This window comes from Paraburkholderia bryophila, assembly GCF_003269035.1.
Taxonomy (GTDB): Bacteria; Pseudomonadota; Gammaproteobacteria; order Burkholderiales; family Burkholderiaceae; genus Paraburkholderia; species Paraburkholderia bryophila.
Genome location: NZ_QLTK01000018.1, coordinates 63,324 through 80,063 on the forward strand (window position 1 = coordinate 63,324; position 16,740 = coordinate 80,063).

A 16,740-nucleotide genomic window follows, 5' to 3' on the forward strand; every position below is an offset into this window, starting at 1 on the left:
CGTCTATGACCGCTTGTGAGTGGTTGGGATGAAACGCTTGAGCGCGCCAAGCGCCGATTTACCGTGCGCCTGCGCGGCCGCGCGCTGGGCGCCGCCGAGACGTTCGATCAGCGGTTCGAGCGCGCGCGCATACGGATCGCGCGCGGCGGCGTCGACCAGCAGATGCCCCTGGTTGACCGCCTGACCGAGCGCGACGCGCCGCTCCGGCAAGGTGGCGAGCAGCGGAATGTCCAGGCGCTGCGCGATCTGCGCGGCGGCAAGGCCGAGATCGGCGTCGAACTTGTTGACGATCAGGCGCACATTCGCGGTGTCCACGCCCTCTTCGCGCAGCGCGTCGAGCACGCCGACGGCCGACACGATCGACGCCACGCCCTGGTCGCACAGCAGCCAGGTTTCGTCGGCCGCCTGCACCACGTGCGCGATGAATTCGCTATTGGCAAAGCCGCCGAGGTCGACGATCTGCTGGTCGAAAAACGCCCGCAGCCGGTTCAGCAAACCGATCGACGACGAGTACGACACCTCGCGCATGTCAGCCAGATTCGGCGGCAACGTGGTCAGCGCGAGGCCGCTCGTGTGATGCGACAGCGCGGTCGACACGAAGGTCTGATCGAAGCGGCGCAGATTGCGCACGGCTTCGACGAAATTGAATTCGCTACGCGTGTTCAACAGCAGCGAGCCGTCGCCGGCGGGCAGACCGAGATCCAGCAAGGCGGCCTGACGCCCCTGCGCGACGTCGCGCCGTTGCAGCATCACGGCGAGGTTCGCGGCCAGCGTGCTGACGCCCATGCCGATGCGGGCGCCGAGCAGCGCGGTCACGTGCCCATGACGGCTGACCGGCTCGACCAGGTTGTCGAGCACCTGCCGCGTGATGCGCAGCGCGTCCTCGGCCGGCGCGGACATATCGACGAAATCGCGTACGCCGGCGCGCAGCGCGGCCAGCGCGCTTTCGGGTTCGGCCAGCGTGCCGAGCGCGACGATCTGCATGCCCGGATAGGCGCTGCGCACCGCGCTCGCGGCCGCACTCGCCGCCGCCGCGCGGCCGCCCGAAAAGTCGACGAACACCAGCGACGCGTTGAGCGTCGCGATGCGCTGCATGAGCATGGTCGGATCGAGTGTGGCGGCCTCGACCACGCCCGCGCCTACCAGCGTATCGGTAAGCCAGCGCACGTGTTGGTCGGTAAGCGACGCGAACACGAAATAGTCGGTGACCGCCCGTTCAGTCAATGAATGCGTTCTCGCGTTCATGGGGAACATCCTCATGCGGCATGGGCTGCAAGGCCGCCGCTTCGTCCTGCCCGCCGGCGGACGTGCGCTGATCGCACGTCCTGCGGCTTGCTGCTTCAGTCCACCGGCGCGGCGCCCGCGCGCGCGCCGCGTTCATTTCGAAAAGCCCGGCGCGGCGTCTCGCGTCACCACGCCGCCGATCAACGAACGCCACACCGGCGCGTCGCGCTGTTCGGACTGCTCGCCCGGCGTCGACGGCAAGGTCGCGCCCTTGGCCAGCGGCGACACCAGATGCGGCGTCACGATGATCACCAGCTCCTTCTCGTTCTGCTGGTAGTTCAACTGCTTGAAGAACGTGCCGATCACCGGCAGATCGCCGAGCAAAGGCACCTTCGACACGTTCGACGCGGTCTCCCGATCGATCAGCCCGCCAATCACGAAACTCTCGCCGTCGCCGAGTTCGACGGTGGTATCCGCGCGTCGCGTCGTGAACGCGGGCACCGACACGCCGCTGATCGTCACCGCATTCGTGAAGTCGAGCTGGCTCGCTTCCGGCGCGACCTTCAGCGCGATGCGCTGCGGGCTGAGCACCGTCGGGGTCAACGTCAGCCCGACGCCGTAGGGCTTGTAGACGATCGAGGTCGAACCCAACGCCTGCGGCACCGGCACTGGGATCTCACCACCGGCGAGAAAGCTCGCACTCTGGCCGGACAGCGCCACCAGCGTCGGCTCGGCCAGAATGCGCGCGAGGTTGTTGTTTTCCAGCAAACTCAGATTCGCGAACAGTCCATGCGTGGCCGAGTTGAACAGCAGGTTGAACGCCGACGTGATGGGCGTCGTACTCGACACCTGCGGCTGCTGCCCCGCCGTGGCCGACACCGAGGTCAGCGCCGACGGCGCGAACGAACCGAACGAAAAACCGTTGTTCTGCTTGAAGAAGTTGAAGCCCATCTCCTTCAGCACAGTGCGGCTGAACTCGACCACCCGCACATCGACCTGCACCACCGCGCGGCTCGCCACCGTCGACGTGTCGAACACCGAGCCGTCCTTGCCGAGCGAGCCCTCCGCCGCGACCACGGCGCGCTGATGCGCTTCCATCGTCGCCGCCGAACCGGCCACCACCGCCGTGCCGCCGAGCACCTTCAGGCTCGGCGTGTCGGGACCGAGCAACGAGGCGGCCGCCGGCGTGATCACGTTGACCGTATAGGTCTGCGGCACGTCTCGATCGCGCTCCCACACCATCAGACTGGTGGTGCCCGCCGCCTTGCCGACCAGCAGCACGCCGCCGCGCTTGTCACCCTTGATGATCAGCACGTCGGCCACCGCCGGATCGCCGATCGCCACCCGCTGCAACGTGTGACCGCCCGCGAGCGAACGCTGCGCGCCGACCGTCAGTTCGATGCTTTGCGCGGCCTCGCCCGGTAGCGGCGTCGCTGCCTGCGTGGCCTGGCCCCGCTGTACCACCACCGGTCCGGCCGCGTCGGTCGCCACCGATACCGCCAGCAGCGTCAGCCCAAGCCAGGCGGTCATGCCAGATACAACAATCCGTTTTGTCATGTAGTCATGGCCGAGTCAGGCCGCCCGCTCCCTAAACCCCTTACCAGGCGACCGTTTCGGCTCGCCCACCCCGTATCACTTCGATACCGCTCTTTGTAGTGTTCGTACTGGCCGTGACGCGTGTCGCCGGCACCGGCATATGCGACGGCAGCGACGGCAAGGGCGGCAGCCGTGCGCCCGCCCCCGCCGGGCCGCTACTGCCGGACAACGCATCGAGCGCCACGCCGGCCGCGGCACGGGTCGAGTCCTGCAACGGCTCCGCGCCCGGGCGCAGCGCAGTTTTCAGCACGCCCGGATAAGCCGGCAACGCGCTCTGATCGGCTACTTCGGGATCCTTGGCATTACGTAACGCGAAGATCAGACGGCCCGCGCTTTCGGCGAGCATCAAACGATCGACGTCGGCCACCGGCACCGCCAGCACCGCCGTGCGCACCATGCCGTTCGGATCGCCCGCGCTGTCGCCACTCGCGGTCGCGTTGCCGAACGTCAGCACGCGCACTTTCGACATCAACAGACGCGCCTGGGTACGGTCGATTTCGCCGTTGCCGCCCATCGAGCCGTCACGCTTGAGCGTAAAGAACACGTCGACGAAATTGCCGGGCCGCAGCCGGTTGCCGACCGCATTGCTTTCGTCGACCCGCACGGCGAGCGCCCGTTCGCCCGGTTCGACGCGCTCGGCGAGCCCCGACGCCAACTGCGTTTCCAGAATCGGCGAATCCACGCCGATATCGGCGTTCGGCACGCGGCCGGTCAGTTGTGCGGGATCGGTGAACGTGCCGTTCGGATTGATCGGCAGCGACTGCACGCGCAGTTCGTCGGCCGTGATCGGCTTGCCGGCCGGCAGCACGCGGGTCGCCACGACCACGGCGAAGCTCGCTTGCGGCGCGGCCGTGACCGTGGTCGGCGGCGGCCGGCGCGACAACGTCCACGCGAGGATCCCCAGCAGCAGCGCGAGCACGATGAGCACACCCGCGAGAATTTTGGTCAGATTCGGCATGAGAACCCGCTGCGTCGGTTGAACGATGCATTGCCGTGCGAGTGACCACACGCGCGCTGGAACTCAAGCGCCTGCGCATGGGCAGCGACGGAAAGGCGTGGAGCCGGCGCGTGCGTCACTGGATATTCTCCGGGTTGAGTTGAACCGTGGCGAGGCTGCTCAACGTGTTGGGCAGCACGTTCTGCATGATCGGCAAAGCCGGCACGAGCGGCTTGCTCGCGTAGTTGTAGGTCAGCGCGACATTGATGCATTGCATCGCGTTACCGGCCCCGCAAGGCGCGGAAGTCGGCGTGCAGGTGATTGCGGTGCCGGCTAGTTTCGCGAGCGAGGCAGTCAACTGATTCGCCGCGCTACACGCGTTATTGCCGCGATTGGTCAGCGCGCTTTGCAGCGACGTGTTGCTGGTCCAGTTCAAGGCGGCGCGTGCGCCCTCTTCGGCGGCCAGTGTCATGATCTGCTGGGCCAGCATGATCAGACTGAAACTGACGATGGCGTACAGCACCGTGAAAAACACGGGAAATATCAGCGCGAATTCGACGGTCATCGTGCCGCGCTGTGCCACGCGCCGAGCGCGGGACGGGCGAACGCGCCGGGCCGCCGCCAACGGAGCGCGAGCGTGAAGGCGCCGCGGGTTCATCGCAGGCCTCCGCTCAGCACCTGCAGCCCGAGCCAGCCACTTGCGGCGATCGTCAGACACGCCGCAAAAGGCGTGGACGCTTTGCCGACTACCTCGAAGGTCGGGCCGCTGTCGCGGCCGAGGTCGGCCAGCCGGGTGCGCGTCACCGTCAGCAACCACAGCGCATGAATTCCTGCGGCAAGACTCGCCGCCATCCACAAGCCGAGCAGCGCATGCATTCCGCACCACGCGCCCAGCACCGCGAACACTTTGACATCGCCCGCGCCCATTACCCCGAGCGCGAAAAATGGCAATAGCGCGACGAGCCCGATCAACGCGCCCGTTAATGCTTGTGTAAGGGAAACACCGAATGGGCCCGATTGCACGAGCGCGCACCCGAATGCCGCGACGAATCCAGCCACGACAACGGAATTGGGAATGCGTCGGCGGCGATAGTCGCAAACTGCGACCACCACGGCCCAAGCCACGAATATCACGACCCCGAGAAAAACTTTCATTTCGCACTCGACAGGCGAAGCAAAGCCATGCGAATTGCCAGGCAATCCGCATTAACCATAATGGCTATGGCATAAAAAGGCCGCGAAACGAGCGGGCGTTGAATTGCCGGCTGTTCCGCGGGACTTTCAGCGTTGCTTTACGCCGCCGGGACGGTTATCTGTCCGGCGATCGCAGTCAGCACGGTTTTCAGATTGCCGCCGATGGTCGTGACGCTGGCCGCGATGACCAGCACGATCAACCCCGCGATCAGTCCATATTCGATGGCCGTCACGCCCTTGTTATCTCTCAGGAACCGTAGTGTGAACTTTTTCATTTTTACCCTCGGACTTCGTCTATTTCGTTTGTTTGCCTGCTGCATCGAACCGCTCATTCTTTAGCGCTACGGACCATTGAGCTCTCATTCCTGGTCCTGTTTGTTGCGCCGCGGTAACACTCGCCTTGCAGCTTGCCTCAATAAAACGCGTCAGTGTCAGCTGTCTGTTCGATAACGCACCTCCCTCACCAATCCGCACTGCTTTCGGGTTTTATAGCCGAACAATCTTATTTAAGCAATTGTCCGCTTCCCTGATCCCTATAGCCTATGCGTTTTAACGCTTCACACAGGTTAACGTCCGTTCGTGCGTTGCAGCACATAGTACTAACCATAAGTTAGATTCGCTGCACTAATTATTTGTTTGAACAGAACGTTTCAAGCGCGGCAGTCCCCGCTTTGCGCTTGCGTTACGCCTTACACCGTAACGGCGTGCGCGGCTCGTTACGTTACGCAGCGCTCGTTAATGCGAAATGCATCGCTGCAAATACCGTCTTTCTGATTTAGCGCCCACTCCATCAAAACATCGCAGAGCCGCATTGCGCATGGCTCTGCGCCATGCGCTGAAAAAAACCTGTGGATTGCTCAGCTGAAATGGCACGGCTCATGCAGAGATAGGCACGCAGCAGCACCCAACAACCACATGCGATGCGAGGGCGACATGAACATTCAAACGACCAACACCACGGTACGGACCACCCTGATGGCGGCAAGCATTGCCGCGATGCTGACGCTGGCCGCCTGCGGCGGCTCCGGCAGCCTCAGTTCCGGCACCGGCAGCAACGGCAGCGGCTCCGCCGGCGGCACGTTGTCCACCAGCGGCAGCGGCTCGATGGGCTCGGGCGGCTCCGGCACCTCGGGCACCACGGTCGGTTCGTCCGGCACGAGCGGCACCTCGGGCAGCTCCGGCACCAGCGGCACCTCGGGCACCAGCGGCACGACCCCGGTCGCCAACGCGCTCGGCACGGTGGTGAACAACGGCGGCGGGATCATCGGCGATGCCGGTCAGACGGTGTCGAGCATCGGCAGCGTGATCGGCTCGCAAAACCTGCCGGGCGTCAGCCCGCAAACCACGCAAGCCGCCGGCGGCATCGTGCAGCAAGTCGGCGCTGCGGTGTCGACGCTCGGCGGCGGCGTCTCGCAAGGCCTCGGTCAACTCGGCACCGGCAGCAACGCGGTCGGCACGACGGTGTCGAGCCTGGGCGGCGTCGTGGGTCATGTCGGCGGCGCGGTGACAGACGCCGGCAGCCTCGTGACGAGCCTCGGCAGCGGCCCGCTCGCGCCGTTGTCCGCGCTCACCTCGCCGCTCGGTGGCGTCGTCACGACGCTCGGCGGCGCGGTCACGAACGGCGGTAGCACGCTCACCAACGCACTCTCGACCGGTCCGGTCCAGCAAGTCACGCAAACCCTCAGCACGGCGATCACGCCGATCACGACGATGGTGGCGTCTACCACGCAAACGGTCGGCAACACCACTGGACTCGGCGCACCGCTGAACTCGTTGTTGTCGAAAGTGGGCGGCGGGCTCGGCACGGCCGGCGCACTGTTGAGCGCAACCGGCGGCAACCCGATCACGGCCGCGCTCGGCCATACCGTGACCGACACCGGCACCACGGTCGCATCGGTGGGCGGCCTGCTCACCGGCGGCAGCGGCGGCAACCCGCTCGCTCCGCTGACCAGCGTGCTTGGCGGCCTGGGCGGCGGCACCAGCAGCGGTCCGCTCGCACCGCTCACGGGTGTGCTCGGCGGCCTCGCCGGCGGCAGCGGCAGCAGCCCGCTCGCACCGCTCACCAGCACCCTCGGCGGTTTGACCGGCGGCGCCGGTGGCAGCCCGCTCAGCGGCTTGACGGGTGCACTCGGCGGCGCAAGCGGCGGCAGCAGCCCGCTCGCGCCCGTGACCGGCTTGCTGTCGAGCGTGACGGGCGGCCTGTCCGGCGCAGCCGGCGGCAGCAGCGGCCCGCTCGCACCGGTCACCGGCCTGTTGTCCGGCGTCACCAGCGCACTTGGCGGCGTCACCACCACGGCAGCCGCCACGCCGACCTCGACGACCACGACCGCCGCGACCAACTCCGGCGCCGGCCTGTCGCTGTCGACCACCTCGGGCAAAGGATCGGCCAGCAACCCGCTGGCCCCGGTGACCTCGCTCGTCGGCGGACTGCTCGGCGGACTGGGCAAGAAGTAAGCCGCTGCCGCGCGATTCGCAGGCAGTCACATCGTACCGATAGCACACGCACTACAAGGAACGGCAAACCGGAACGCGGCCCATCGGCCGCACCCGGTTGCCCGACCTCGGCCGAACTGGGCCGCGCCGCTCAGAAACCCGTTGCAACGGCGCACTTGACCAAACGCACACACGACACCCCTAAAAGACACAGAGGAGCACCATGTCCACTCATCGTTTTTTTACTCTCCATGCGGCGTGCGCGACTGTGTCGTCGTTGCGCGCACCGTTGATCGCCGTCGCGGTCGCCAGCGTACTCGCCGCGTGTGGCGGCAGCACCGTCAGCGCGCCGCCGACTACCTCAGGCACCGGTAGCGGCGGCGGCTCGGGTTCGGGCGGCAGCGGCTCCGGCACCGTCGCGACCACCAGCACGAGCGGCCTCGTCACCGCCGCCGCGCAAACCACCAGCGACCTCGGCAACACGATCGCCTCGACGACCATTCCCGGCCTCAGCCCGCAGGTCACGCAAGGGCTGGGCAACGCGGTGTCGAGCACCAGCGGCACGCTCAACGCGGCCGCCAACGCGGTCAGCAACGGTCTCGGCCAGATCGGTACGAGCGCCAATCCGGTCGGCGCGACCGTGGGCGGCCTCGGCAGCGTGGTCAGTTCGACGAGCGGTGTGGTGCAAGGTCTGAGCACCGCGGTCGGCGGTCTCGGCACCGGCAATCTCGCGCCGCTGTCGCCGCTCACCACGCCGTTGGCCGGTGCGCTCGCCACCACCGCCGGCGCGCTGAACGCGGGCGGCGCGACGCTCGGCAACGTGGTCAACTCCGGGCCGGTGCAACAGATCACCCAGCCACTCAGCACCGCGATCACACCGATCGTCACGACCGCCGGACTCGTCACGCAGACGGTCGGCACGCAGAGCGGGCTCGGTGCGCCGCTGGGCGGCGTGCTCGCACAAGTGGGCGGCGCGTTGAGTTCGGCCGCCTCGCAAGTGGGCGGGGCGACCAAAAATCCGGTCGGCGCGGACCTCGGCACGCTGGTCGGATCGCTCGGCAACACCGTGACGAACGCCGGCGGCTTCGTCAATCCGAACGGCCCGAATGGCGCGATGCCGATTCCCGGGCTGATCACGAGCCTGGTCGGCGCCACCAACGTGGGCGTGGTCAATGGGCCGCCGGCGAACAGCAGCCCGCTGGCGCCGCTGCAAAGCTCGCTGGCGAGCCTCGGGCTCGGCAGCAACCCGGTCGGCTCGCTGTCGACGCTGCTCGGCGGCACGCCGCTCTCCGGTCTGACGTCGGCGCTCGGCGGCACGCCGTTGGGCGCGCTGAGCTCGGGATTGAGCGGCTCGCCGCTGAGTTCGTTGACGTCGGTGCTGGGCAGCACGCCGTTGGGCTCGTTGACCTCCGCACTGGGCGGCGCGGGTAGCGGCGCAGGTCCGCTGTCGTCGCTGACGGGTGCGCTGGGTGGCGTTACCGGCGTCACCGGCGGCGCAAGCGGCAGCGGCCAGGCGCTCGCGCCGGTCACGGGACTGGTCGGGCAACTGACCGGCACGCTCAGTTCCGCAGCGGGTTCGACGAGCGGCTCGAGCAGCCCGACGGGCGGCCTGACGACACTGCTCGGCGGTCTGCTGCCGGCCAGCCATAAATAGTCCACCTAACGGCATCGATGAATGCCGCACGCGGAGGTTGTCCGGCGAGATGTACCTCGAAACGCACCTCGAAGCGCGTCTCGCCGGAGCGTGGAGACCAGACACATCGGGTATCTAGCGAAGCAGTTTAAGCATCACGCATAAGCAGTCCGATTCATCACGTGCTCCGCGCTTGCGCCATCGACGCTCAAGCTCCACGGAGCGCGTGACGTAATACAAGCAAGCATGGCAGTATGCGTCGAGCCACACATAAGCGATCGCGACCCGCCCGGCCAGGCGGCACGCCGCGGCACAAGAACGGCATACGAGGAAAATCCGATGAAACTCGGGTACGGCAGCAAATGGACCATCGTGCTCGCGGCGCTCGCGGCGAGCGCCATGCAGGTGGAGGCACAAGCCCAGGCGCGCCCGGGCAGCGCCGTCGGCGGCAATCCGCTCGACTCGCTGCCGCAGATCAAGGCGCCCGACAAAGGACCCAACGTGACCGTGCAGGTCGCACCGCAAGCACCCCAACTTCAGGAACTGCTGGCCCGCCATCTGACGCCCTCGCGCGTGCAGGTCGAGGGCGTGAAGTCGATTCCGTTCGACGAAGTCGCGGCACGCTTCACGCCGCTCGTCGGCAAGGACACCACGATCGGCGATCTGATCCAGGTCGCCAACGGCGTCACCAAGCTTTACCAGGATCGCGGCTATGCGCTCTCGTTCGCGTTCATTCCGGCGCAGACCTTCGAAGGCGGCGTGGTGCGCGTGACCGTGGTGGAAGGCTACGTGTCCGCGGTCAAGGTGACAGGCAAGCCCGGCGCGGTCGAAGACAAGATCCGCGCGATCGCCGACCACATCGTCGCCGACCGGCCGTTGCGGCGCGCCACCTTCGAACGCTATATCAACGTGCTCGGCCTGCTGCCGGGCGTGAAGGTGGCGGCGAACGTGCCGCCGCCGCAGAACACCGACGGCGCCACCACGCTCGAACTGAACGTGGACCGCAAGCCGTTCGACGTCAGCATGGGGATCGATTTCAATCACCCCGGCGTGCAGGGACTGCTGACCGCCACGGAAAACGGCCTGACCGCGCTCGGCGAACAGTTGAGCGTGTCGGCCTTGCTGCCGAAGGGTCGCGACAATGTCACGTATCTCGCCGCGCACGCGGCGGTGCCGATCGGCAGCAACGGGCTGATCGCGAAAATCGACGCGACCCACTATCGCGGCAATCCGGTCGACAACCCCGGCCTGCCCTCCTACATCGAGCGCACGGTGATCAACGACAAGGTGGGCGGCTCGCTCGCCTATCCGCTCCTGTTGAGCAACACGCAGAGCGTGATCGGCACGGCGTCGGTGTACGCGTCGCACGACGAGGATCGCTACAACAACACGATAAGCGGCGCGCAGATCGGCTTGCGTTCGCAGGTGCGCGTCATGCAATTGCAGGCCGATTACACCAACGTACAGACCGGCCAGGTGCGCCGCGCGAGTATCAACGTGGCGAAGGCGTTCGATATTCTCGGCGCGTCCAAAGCCGGCGACTCGAACGTGCCCGGCTCGCCGGTCACGAACCCGGCGTCGATCACCTTCGTGCGCACCGGCGCAAGCTTCTCGCAAAGCAACGATTGGCCGATGAAGATCGGCACCGCGGTGTCGCTGACGGGCCAGTACAGCGCCGTCTCGCTGCCGACTTCGGAACAGATCTCGTTCGGCGCGCAACGTTTCGCGCAGGGCTACCAACCGGGCGAAGCGTCGGGCGATTCCGGCTGGGGTGCGATGTTCGAAATCAACCGGCCGTTCACGCCGGGCTTCACCTATCTGCGCACGCTCACGCCGTATGTATCGTTCGACATGGCGCGTGTTTATCTGCATGCGGGCACGCCGTCGCCGTCGCGGCTTTCTTCGATCGCGTTCGGTTTCCGCATCTCCGATGCGAAGTACTACAGCCTGGATCTGTCGGTGGCCAAGGCGATCGGCGACGCGCCGGTGGAAAGCGCATCGCGCGCGCCGCGCGTCAACGCGACCTTCTCGTACCAGTTGAATTGAAGCTCGCGCGATAGGCGCTTGAGCGGTGGTTGAGCAGTGGTTGAGCGATGCCTGAGCGAAACATCGAGCGATGTCTGAGCCGCGAAAGTGCCGCGTTCTGATTAGAGGGTCCACTATCAAACGACGCGCGCACTTTCACGTATTCTGCGCTGACGATGTGCGGCCGGCGGCGCGCAACCCACGCGCCGCCACCCAGGCGGAGCAGAGAAACAGAGGGGCCGTACAAGGCATCACGGCGGCAGAAACCAGCAGCCCGCCCGAGGTGCCGATAACGCTGCGCGACCACGATCGCGCTGTCTTTAATCAAGGAGGAAGACAATGATGCAATTCACTCAACGCGCGCGTGCCATCGCGCTTCGCACGGCAAAGCAGGCCGCACTCGCCGGCGTATTGCTGGCCAGCGCCATGACCGCCATGGCGCAAACCGACAGCCCGGTCGGCATGTGGCAAACCATCGACGATCACACCGGCCAGCCCAAGGCGCTCGTACAGATCGCGCAAGACAGCGGCGGTTCGCTGACCGGCAAGGTGGTCAAGGGGCTCGGACCGAACGACCAGCCGGATCGCCGCTGCACCGCCTGCACCGACGCGCGCAAGGATCAGCCGATTCTCGGCATGACGATCATCAACGACATGAAGAAGGACGGCGACAGCTGGGATCACGGGCAGATTCTCGACCCGGAAAATGGCAAGCTCTACAAGTGCAAGATGCACCTGGAAGACGGTGGCAACAAACTGGTGGTGCGCGGCTATATCGGCATTGCGCTGCTGGGCCGCTCGCAGACGTGGGTGCGTCAGCAGTAAGTCAGCGTGAGGCCGCCTTGGCGTGGCTTCGATTGACGCATGAAAAAACGGCCGACGATCGCCATCGTTCGGCCGTTTTGTTTGTGTGAAGTGAGTGGGATCGGTGTCGTCATGCAGCGTGCTTGAAAGGCGACCCAAAGGCGAATGGCGAAACCGGAAGCGGTTTCGTGGATGCCGGTTTGTACACGGCCGGCGCGACCGTGCGCGTGGGGTCGGCCTCGACGCTCTTCGGTTCCCCGCCCGGATGCGTGCGCATGCGCGCTTCCATCAAACTGCAAAGCTCTTCGCTCGCTGCGCCGAACAGTTGCTCCGTCACGCGCTTGAGCACGCCCGACGCATACCACGTCTTGAAGCGGCGATGACACGTCTGATAAGACGGATATTTACGCGGCATGGCGGACCAGGTGGCGCCGCTGTACATGACCCACAGCACGCCATTCAGCACCGAACGGGTATTGGCGAGAGGCCGGCCGCGCAGTTCGGCGCGCGGCCGCAGTTCGGGGAGCAACGGTGCAACGCGTTGCCATTCTTCATCGTTGATATCACGGTACGGATCCATGGGTTTCTCCTTCGTCAGAACCACGACAGAAGATATCCAGTCGTCCGCAGCCGGAATATAAGATCAGTCCGAATCTTGAAAATACGTCGGCGCGCGTCGCCTGTTCACTGAGCGGAGCGCGACCTATCGTAAAAGAATAGCCCGGCCGGTTGACGCGACTGCTCAGGTCAGCGACGTATCCACGATACGACGCGGCGTATCGAGGTATTCCTTCGATTGCATTTCGACGATGCGCGAGACCGTGCGCGCGAATTCGTTCGCCATCGGGCCGTCGACATACAGCTCTTCCGGCGGCACCGCCGCCGACATCAGCAGCTTGACCTTGTGGTCGTAAAACACGTCGATCAGCCACGTGAAGCGGCGCGCTTCCGACGCCATGCGCACCGACATCTGCGGCACGCCGGAGAGCACCACCGCGTGAAAGCGGCTCGCCAGTTCGAGGTAGTCGTTCTGCGAGCGCGGGCCGCCGCACAGCGTCGCGAAATCGAACCAGACGACGCCGTCCGCTTTACGCAGCGCCTTCAGCTCGCGCTTTTCGATGCGCAGAATCGGGCTCTCGTCGGGCACCGCCGCAAGGCGCGCGAACGCATCGCGCAAGGCTTTGTCCGATGCCGCACCGAGCGGCGTGTGATACACCTCGACCTGCGCCAGCGTGCGTTGCCGGTAGTCGATGCCGGCGTCGACGTTGATCACGTCGAGCTTGCTCTTGATGAGTTCGATCGCGGGCAGCATGCGGTCGCGATGCAGGCCGTCCGGATACAGCGTGTCGGGATCGTAGTTGGACGTCATCACGAACTGCACGCCGTTCTCGAACAGCTTGTCCAGCAGACGGTAGAGGATCATCGCGTCGGCGATATCCGACACGTGAAATTCGTCGAAACAGATCAGCCGGTAGCGTTTGGCAATCCGGCGCGCAAGTTCGTCGAGCGGATCGGCGGTGCCTTTCAGCTCTTCCAGTTCGCGGTGCACCTCGCGCATGAACTCGTGGAAATGCAGTCGCGTTTTGCGCTGCACCGGCACGATCATGTAGAAGCTGTCCATCAGGAAGCTCTTGCCCCGCCCCACGCCGCCCCACAGGTAGACGCCGCGCGGCAGATCCGGGTGAATGATCAGCTTCTTGAACGCATTCGAGCGACGCGATTTGTACTCGGTCCACTCTTCAAAACACCGCTGCAGGCGGTCGACCGCCGCGAGCTGCGCCGGGTCCGATTGATAGCCGCGCGTCTGCAGTTCTTTTTCGTAGTATTCGGTGACGTTCATTGGGTTGCTGCAAAAAAGAAAGGCGGGAGGGAATGAACCCGCCCGCCTTCGTGGTGATGCCGAATTGCGTTCAGTCAGGCGTGCGCGTATTACATGTTCAGCCCGCGCTTGTCCACGGCCAGAGCCGCTTCGCGCATGACTTCAGACAGCGACGGGTGCGGATGGCAAATGCGGCCGATATCTTCCGACGCCGCCTTGAATTCCATCGCCACCACGGCTTCCGCGATCAGGTCCGATGCGTTGGCCGAGATGATATGCACGCCGAGCAGTTCGTCGGTCTTCGCGTCGGCGATCATCTTGACGAAACCATCCGCCTTGTTGATGCCCAGCGCGCGGCCGTTCGCCATGAACGGGAACTGGCCCGTCTTGACTTCGCGGCCTTCCGCCTTGAGTTGCTGTTCCGTCTTGCCGACCCACGCGATTTCCGGTTCGGTGTAGATCACCCACGGAATGCAGTTGTAGTCGATATGCGGCTTCTGACCGTCGATGATCTCGGCCACCAGCACGCCTTCGTCTTCCGCCTTATGCGCGAGCATCGGGCCGCGCACCACGTCGCCGATCGCATACACGTTCGGCACCGCCGTCGCGCAGTGGTCGTCGACGTCGATAAAGCCGCGCTCGTTGGCCTTCAGGCCGATCGCTTCGAGGCCGAGGTTGTCGGTGTTCGGCACCCGGCCGATCGACACGATCAGACGGTCGGCTTCGAGCGATTGCGCGTTGCCGTCCTTGTCCGTGTAGGCGATCGTGACGCTCTTGTCCGTTGCCTTGATTTCGCCGACCTTCACGCCGACGTGAATGTCGAGACCCTGCTTCTTGAACTGCTTGGCGGCTTCTTTAGCGAGCGACTGGTCAGCCGCGCCGAGGAATTCCGGCAACGCTTCAAGCACGGTCACGTCCGCGCCCAGACGACGCCACACCGAACCGAGTTCCAGACCGATCACGCCGGCGCCGATCACGGCCAGCTTTTTCGGCACGGTGTCGAACGTCAGTGCGCCTTCGTTGTCGGCAACGATCCTGTTGTCGACCGGAATGCCGGGCAGATGACGCGCCTTCGAACCCGTGGCGATGATCACGTTCTTTGCCGTGACGACTTCCGTCTCGCCTTCGCCGCTCACTTCGATCTGCACGCCGGCGTCCGTCTTACCGGTGAACTTGCCGTGACCCTTGAGCCACGTGATCTTGTTCTTGCGGAACAGGAATTCGATACCCTTGGTCATTTTCTCGACGATGCTTTCCTTGCGGGCCAGCATCTTCGCGATGTCGACCTTGACGTTTTCCACGGAGATGCCGTGGTCGCCGAGGTGATGCGATGCGTTTTCAAATTCTTCCGACGACGCGAGCAGCGCCTTCGACGGAATGCAACCCACGTTCAGGCACGTGCCGCCGAGCTTCAGCGCGCCGGCCGGGTTTTTCCATTTCTCGATACACGCGACGGTCTTGCCGAGTTGCGCTGCGCGGATAGCGGCGATATAACCGCCGGGGCCTGCGCCGATCACGACGACGTCAAATTCTTTGGACATGACAATCCTTTTGATGGCGGAACGGCGCGCGGCCACGCTTCGAGGCGCGCGGCGTTCCTATGCTGCGGAATGCTGGAAAGACGTAGTGCTTATATGGCGTCGAATCGTGCGATGACAAGCCGACGCCGGCCCAACCCGACTCGGGCTTACAGGTCGAGCAACAGACGAGCCGGATCTTCCAGCGCGTCTTTCATGGCCACCAGCGACAGCACCGCTTCGCGACCGTCGATGATGCGGTGGTCGTACGACAGCGCCAGGTAGTTCATCGGGCGGATCACGATCTGGCCGTTTTCGACCACAGCGCGTTCCTTGGTGGCGTGCACGCCGAGAATCGCGGATTGCGGCGGGTTGATGATCGGGGTCGACAGCATCGAACCGAACACACCACCGTTCGAGATCGAGAACGTACCGCCGGTCATTTCGTCGATCGACAGCTTGCCGTCTTTCGCTTTCTGACCGAACTCGGCGATCTTCTTCTCGATTTCAGCGAGGCTCAGTTGATCTGCATTGCGCAGGATCGGCACCACCAGGCCGCGCGGCGAACCGACCGCGATACCAATGTCGAAGTAGCCGTGATAGACGATGTCGTTACCGTCGATCGACGCGTTCACCAGCGGGTACTTCTTCAGCGCGTGAACCGCCGCCTTGACGAAGAACGACATGAAGCCGAGCTTCACGCCATGTTCTTTTTCGAACTTGTCTTTGTACTTGTTGCGCAGGTCCATGACCGGAGCCATGTTCACTTCGTTGAACGTGGTCAGGATGGCGTTGGTTTGCTGCGACTCGAGCAGACGTTCGGCGATCCGTGCGCGCAGACGCGACATCGGCACGCGTTGTTCCGGGCGGTCCTTCAGCCACTGGTCGGCCGAGGCCGGACCCTTGACTTCCGGCAGCGACGGCTTGGCCGCCTTCGGTGCGGCAGCGGCCGGTGCCGGTGCGGCCTTGGCAGCCGGAGCGCCCGCGCTCAGCACGTCGCCCTTGGTGATGCGGCCGTCGCGGCCCGTGCCGGCGACGTCGCCCGACGCGAGGCCCTTCTCCGCCATCAGCTTGCCGGCAGCCGGCGAAGCTGCGGTGTTCGCACCCGTTGCGGATGCGGCTTGCGCGGCCGGAGCAGCGGCTTGTGCCGGTTCAGCGACCGGAGCCGGCTTCACTTCGGCTTCGACGGCAGCGGCGCCAGCCTTGCCTTCGGTGTCGATCTTCGCGATCACCTGATCGGCGGCGACGATGTCGCCGTCGTTCGAGATGATTTGCGCGAGCACGCCGGCTGCGGGTGCCGGCACTTCGAGCACGACCTTGTCGGTCTCGATTTCGATGAGAATTTCGTCGACGGCGACAGCCTCGCCGGGCTTCTTCTTCCACTGCAGCATCGTGGCTTCCGAGACCGACTCGGACAGCTGGGGAACCTTGACTTCAACAATAGCCATTATGAATATCCTGAATACGTATCGGGTGACGGCGCGGTGAACGACGACCGCCTGCGAACCATGCCTGCCGTTTGTGAACCTGGTAATAAACCTTCGTTAGTTCGGTGAGC

At 65.0% G+C, this 16,740-nt stretch carries 14 protein-coding genes; 4 read left to right on the forward strand and 10 right to left on the reverse strand.

Features of this window, described 5'->3' with window-relative positions; genetic code table 11:
* Positions 1-3: 3 nt before the first annotated feature.
* From BX591_RS23325 to BX591_RS23350, 6 genes are all read right to left on the reverse strand, one after another.
* Entirely contained in the window at positions 4-1,245 is a 1,242-nt protein-coding gene (locus tag BX591_RS23325; RefSeq protein ID WP_111933667.1) for a fimbrial protein, read from the reverse strand.
* A gap of 132 nt (positions 1,246-1,377) precedes the next feature.
* A complete protein-coding gene (locus BX591_RS23330) occupies positions 1,378-2,781 on the reverse strand; it encodes a type II and III secretion system protein family protein (protein WP_111933668.1) in 1,404 nt (467 codons plus the stop codon).
* Positions 2,782-2,821: 40 nt separating this feature from the next.
* Positions 2,822-3,778: a Flp pilus assembly protein CpaB gene (gene cpaB, locus BX591_RS23335; protein ID WP_111933669.1), complete on the reverse strand. Its 957-nt coding sequence runs from the start codon at positions 3,776-3,778 to the stop codon at positions 2,822-2,824.
* Positions 3,779-3,893: 115 nt separating this feature from the next.
* On the reverse strand, positions 3,894-4,322 hold the full coding sequence (locus tag BX591_RS23340; protein ID WP_244147098.1) for a TadE/TadG family type IV pilus assembly protein: 429 nt from the start codon (positions 4,320-4,322) through the stop codon (positions 3,894-3,896).
* 89 nt (positions 4,323-4,411) lie between these two features.
* Positions 4,412-4,912, reverse strand: coding sequence for an A24 family peptidase (locus BX591_RS23345; RefSeq protein ID WP_111933671.1), 501 nt, complete (start codon positions 4,910-4,912; stop codon positions 4,412-4,414).
* Between the two features lie 137 nt (positions 4,913-5,049).
* On the reverse strand, positions 5,050-5,226 hold the full coding sequence (locus BX591_RS23350) for a Flp family type IVb pilin (RefSeq protein ID WP_111933672.1): 177 nt from the start codon (positions 5,224-5,226) through the stop codon (positions 5,050-5,052).
* 658 nt (positions 5,227-5,884) lie between these two features.
* On the opposite strand from BX591_RS23350, the gene BX591_RS23355 reads away from it, so the two are divergent.
* The 4 genes from BX591_RS23355 (at position 5,885) to BX591_RS23370 (ending at position 11,867) form a co-directional block, all read left to right on the forward strand.
* A complete protein-coding gene (locus BX591_RS23355; RefSeq protein WP_111933673.1) occupies positions 5,885-7,405 on the forward strand; it encodes a collagen-like triple helix repeat-containing protein in 1,521 nt (506 codons plus the stop codon).
* Positions 7,406-7,607: 202 nt separating this feature from the next.
* The gene (locus BX591_RS23360) at positions 7,608-9,038 is read left to right on the forward strand and encodes a collagen-like triple helix repeat-containing protein (protein ID WP_111933674.1); all 1,431 of its coding nucleotides are present in this window, start codon (positions 7,608-7,610) and stop codon (positions 9,036-9,038) included.
* A 318-nt stretch (positions 9,039-9,356) separates the two neighbouring features.
* A complete protein-coding gene (locus BX591_RS23365) occupies positions 9,357-11,063 on the forward strand; it encodes a ShlB/FhaC/HecB family hemolysin secretion/activation protein (RefSeq protein WP_111933675.1) in 1,707 nt (568 codons plus the stop codon).
* A gap of 318 nt (positions 11,064-11,381) precedes the next feature.
* A complete protein-coding gene (locus tag BX591_RS23370) occupies positions 11,382-11,867 on the forward strand; it encodes a DUF2147 domain-containing protein (protein ID WP_111933676.1) in 486 nt (161 codons plus the stop codon).
* Positions 11,868-11,976: 109 nt separating this feature from the next.
* On the opposite strand, the gene BX591_RS23375 is transcribed toward BX591_RS23370, so the two are convergent.
* The 4 genes from BX591_RS23375 to odhB all read right to left on the reverse strand — a co-directional run bounded on the left by BX591_RS23375 (position 11,977) and on the right by odhB (position 16,630).
* A complete protein-coding gene (locus tag BX591_RS23375; RefSeq protein WP_111933677.1) occupies positions 11,977-12,426 on the reverse strand; it encodes a transposase in 450 nt (149 codons plus the stop codon).
* A 162-nt stretch (positions 12,427-12,588) separates the two neighbouring features.
* Complete coding sequence (gene zapE, locus BX591_RS23380) at positions 12,589-13,686, reverse strand: cell division protein ZapE (protein WP_111933678.1); 1,098 nt, start codon at positions 13,684-13,686, stop codon at positions 12,589-12,591.
* 89 nt (positions 13,687-13,775) lie between these two features.
* Positions 13,776-15,206 (reverse strand): dihydrolipoyl dehydrogenase, encoded by a 1,431-nt coding sequence (lpdA, locus tag BX591_RS23385; RefSeq protein WP_111933679.1) that lies wholly within the window; start codon positions 15,204-15,206, stop codon positions 13,776-13,778.
* Positions 15,207-15,352: 146 nt separating this feature from the next.
* Complete coding sequence (gene odhB / locus BX591_RS23390) at positions 15,353-16,630, reverse strand: 2-oxoglutarate dehydrogenase complex dihydrolipoyllysine-residue succinyltransferase (RefSeq protein WP_111933680.1); 1,278 nt, start codon at positions 16,628-16,630, stop codon at positions 15,353-15,355.
* Between the last annotated feature and the right edge of the window lie 110 nt (positions 16,631-16,740).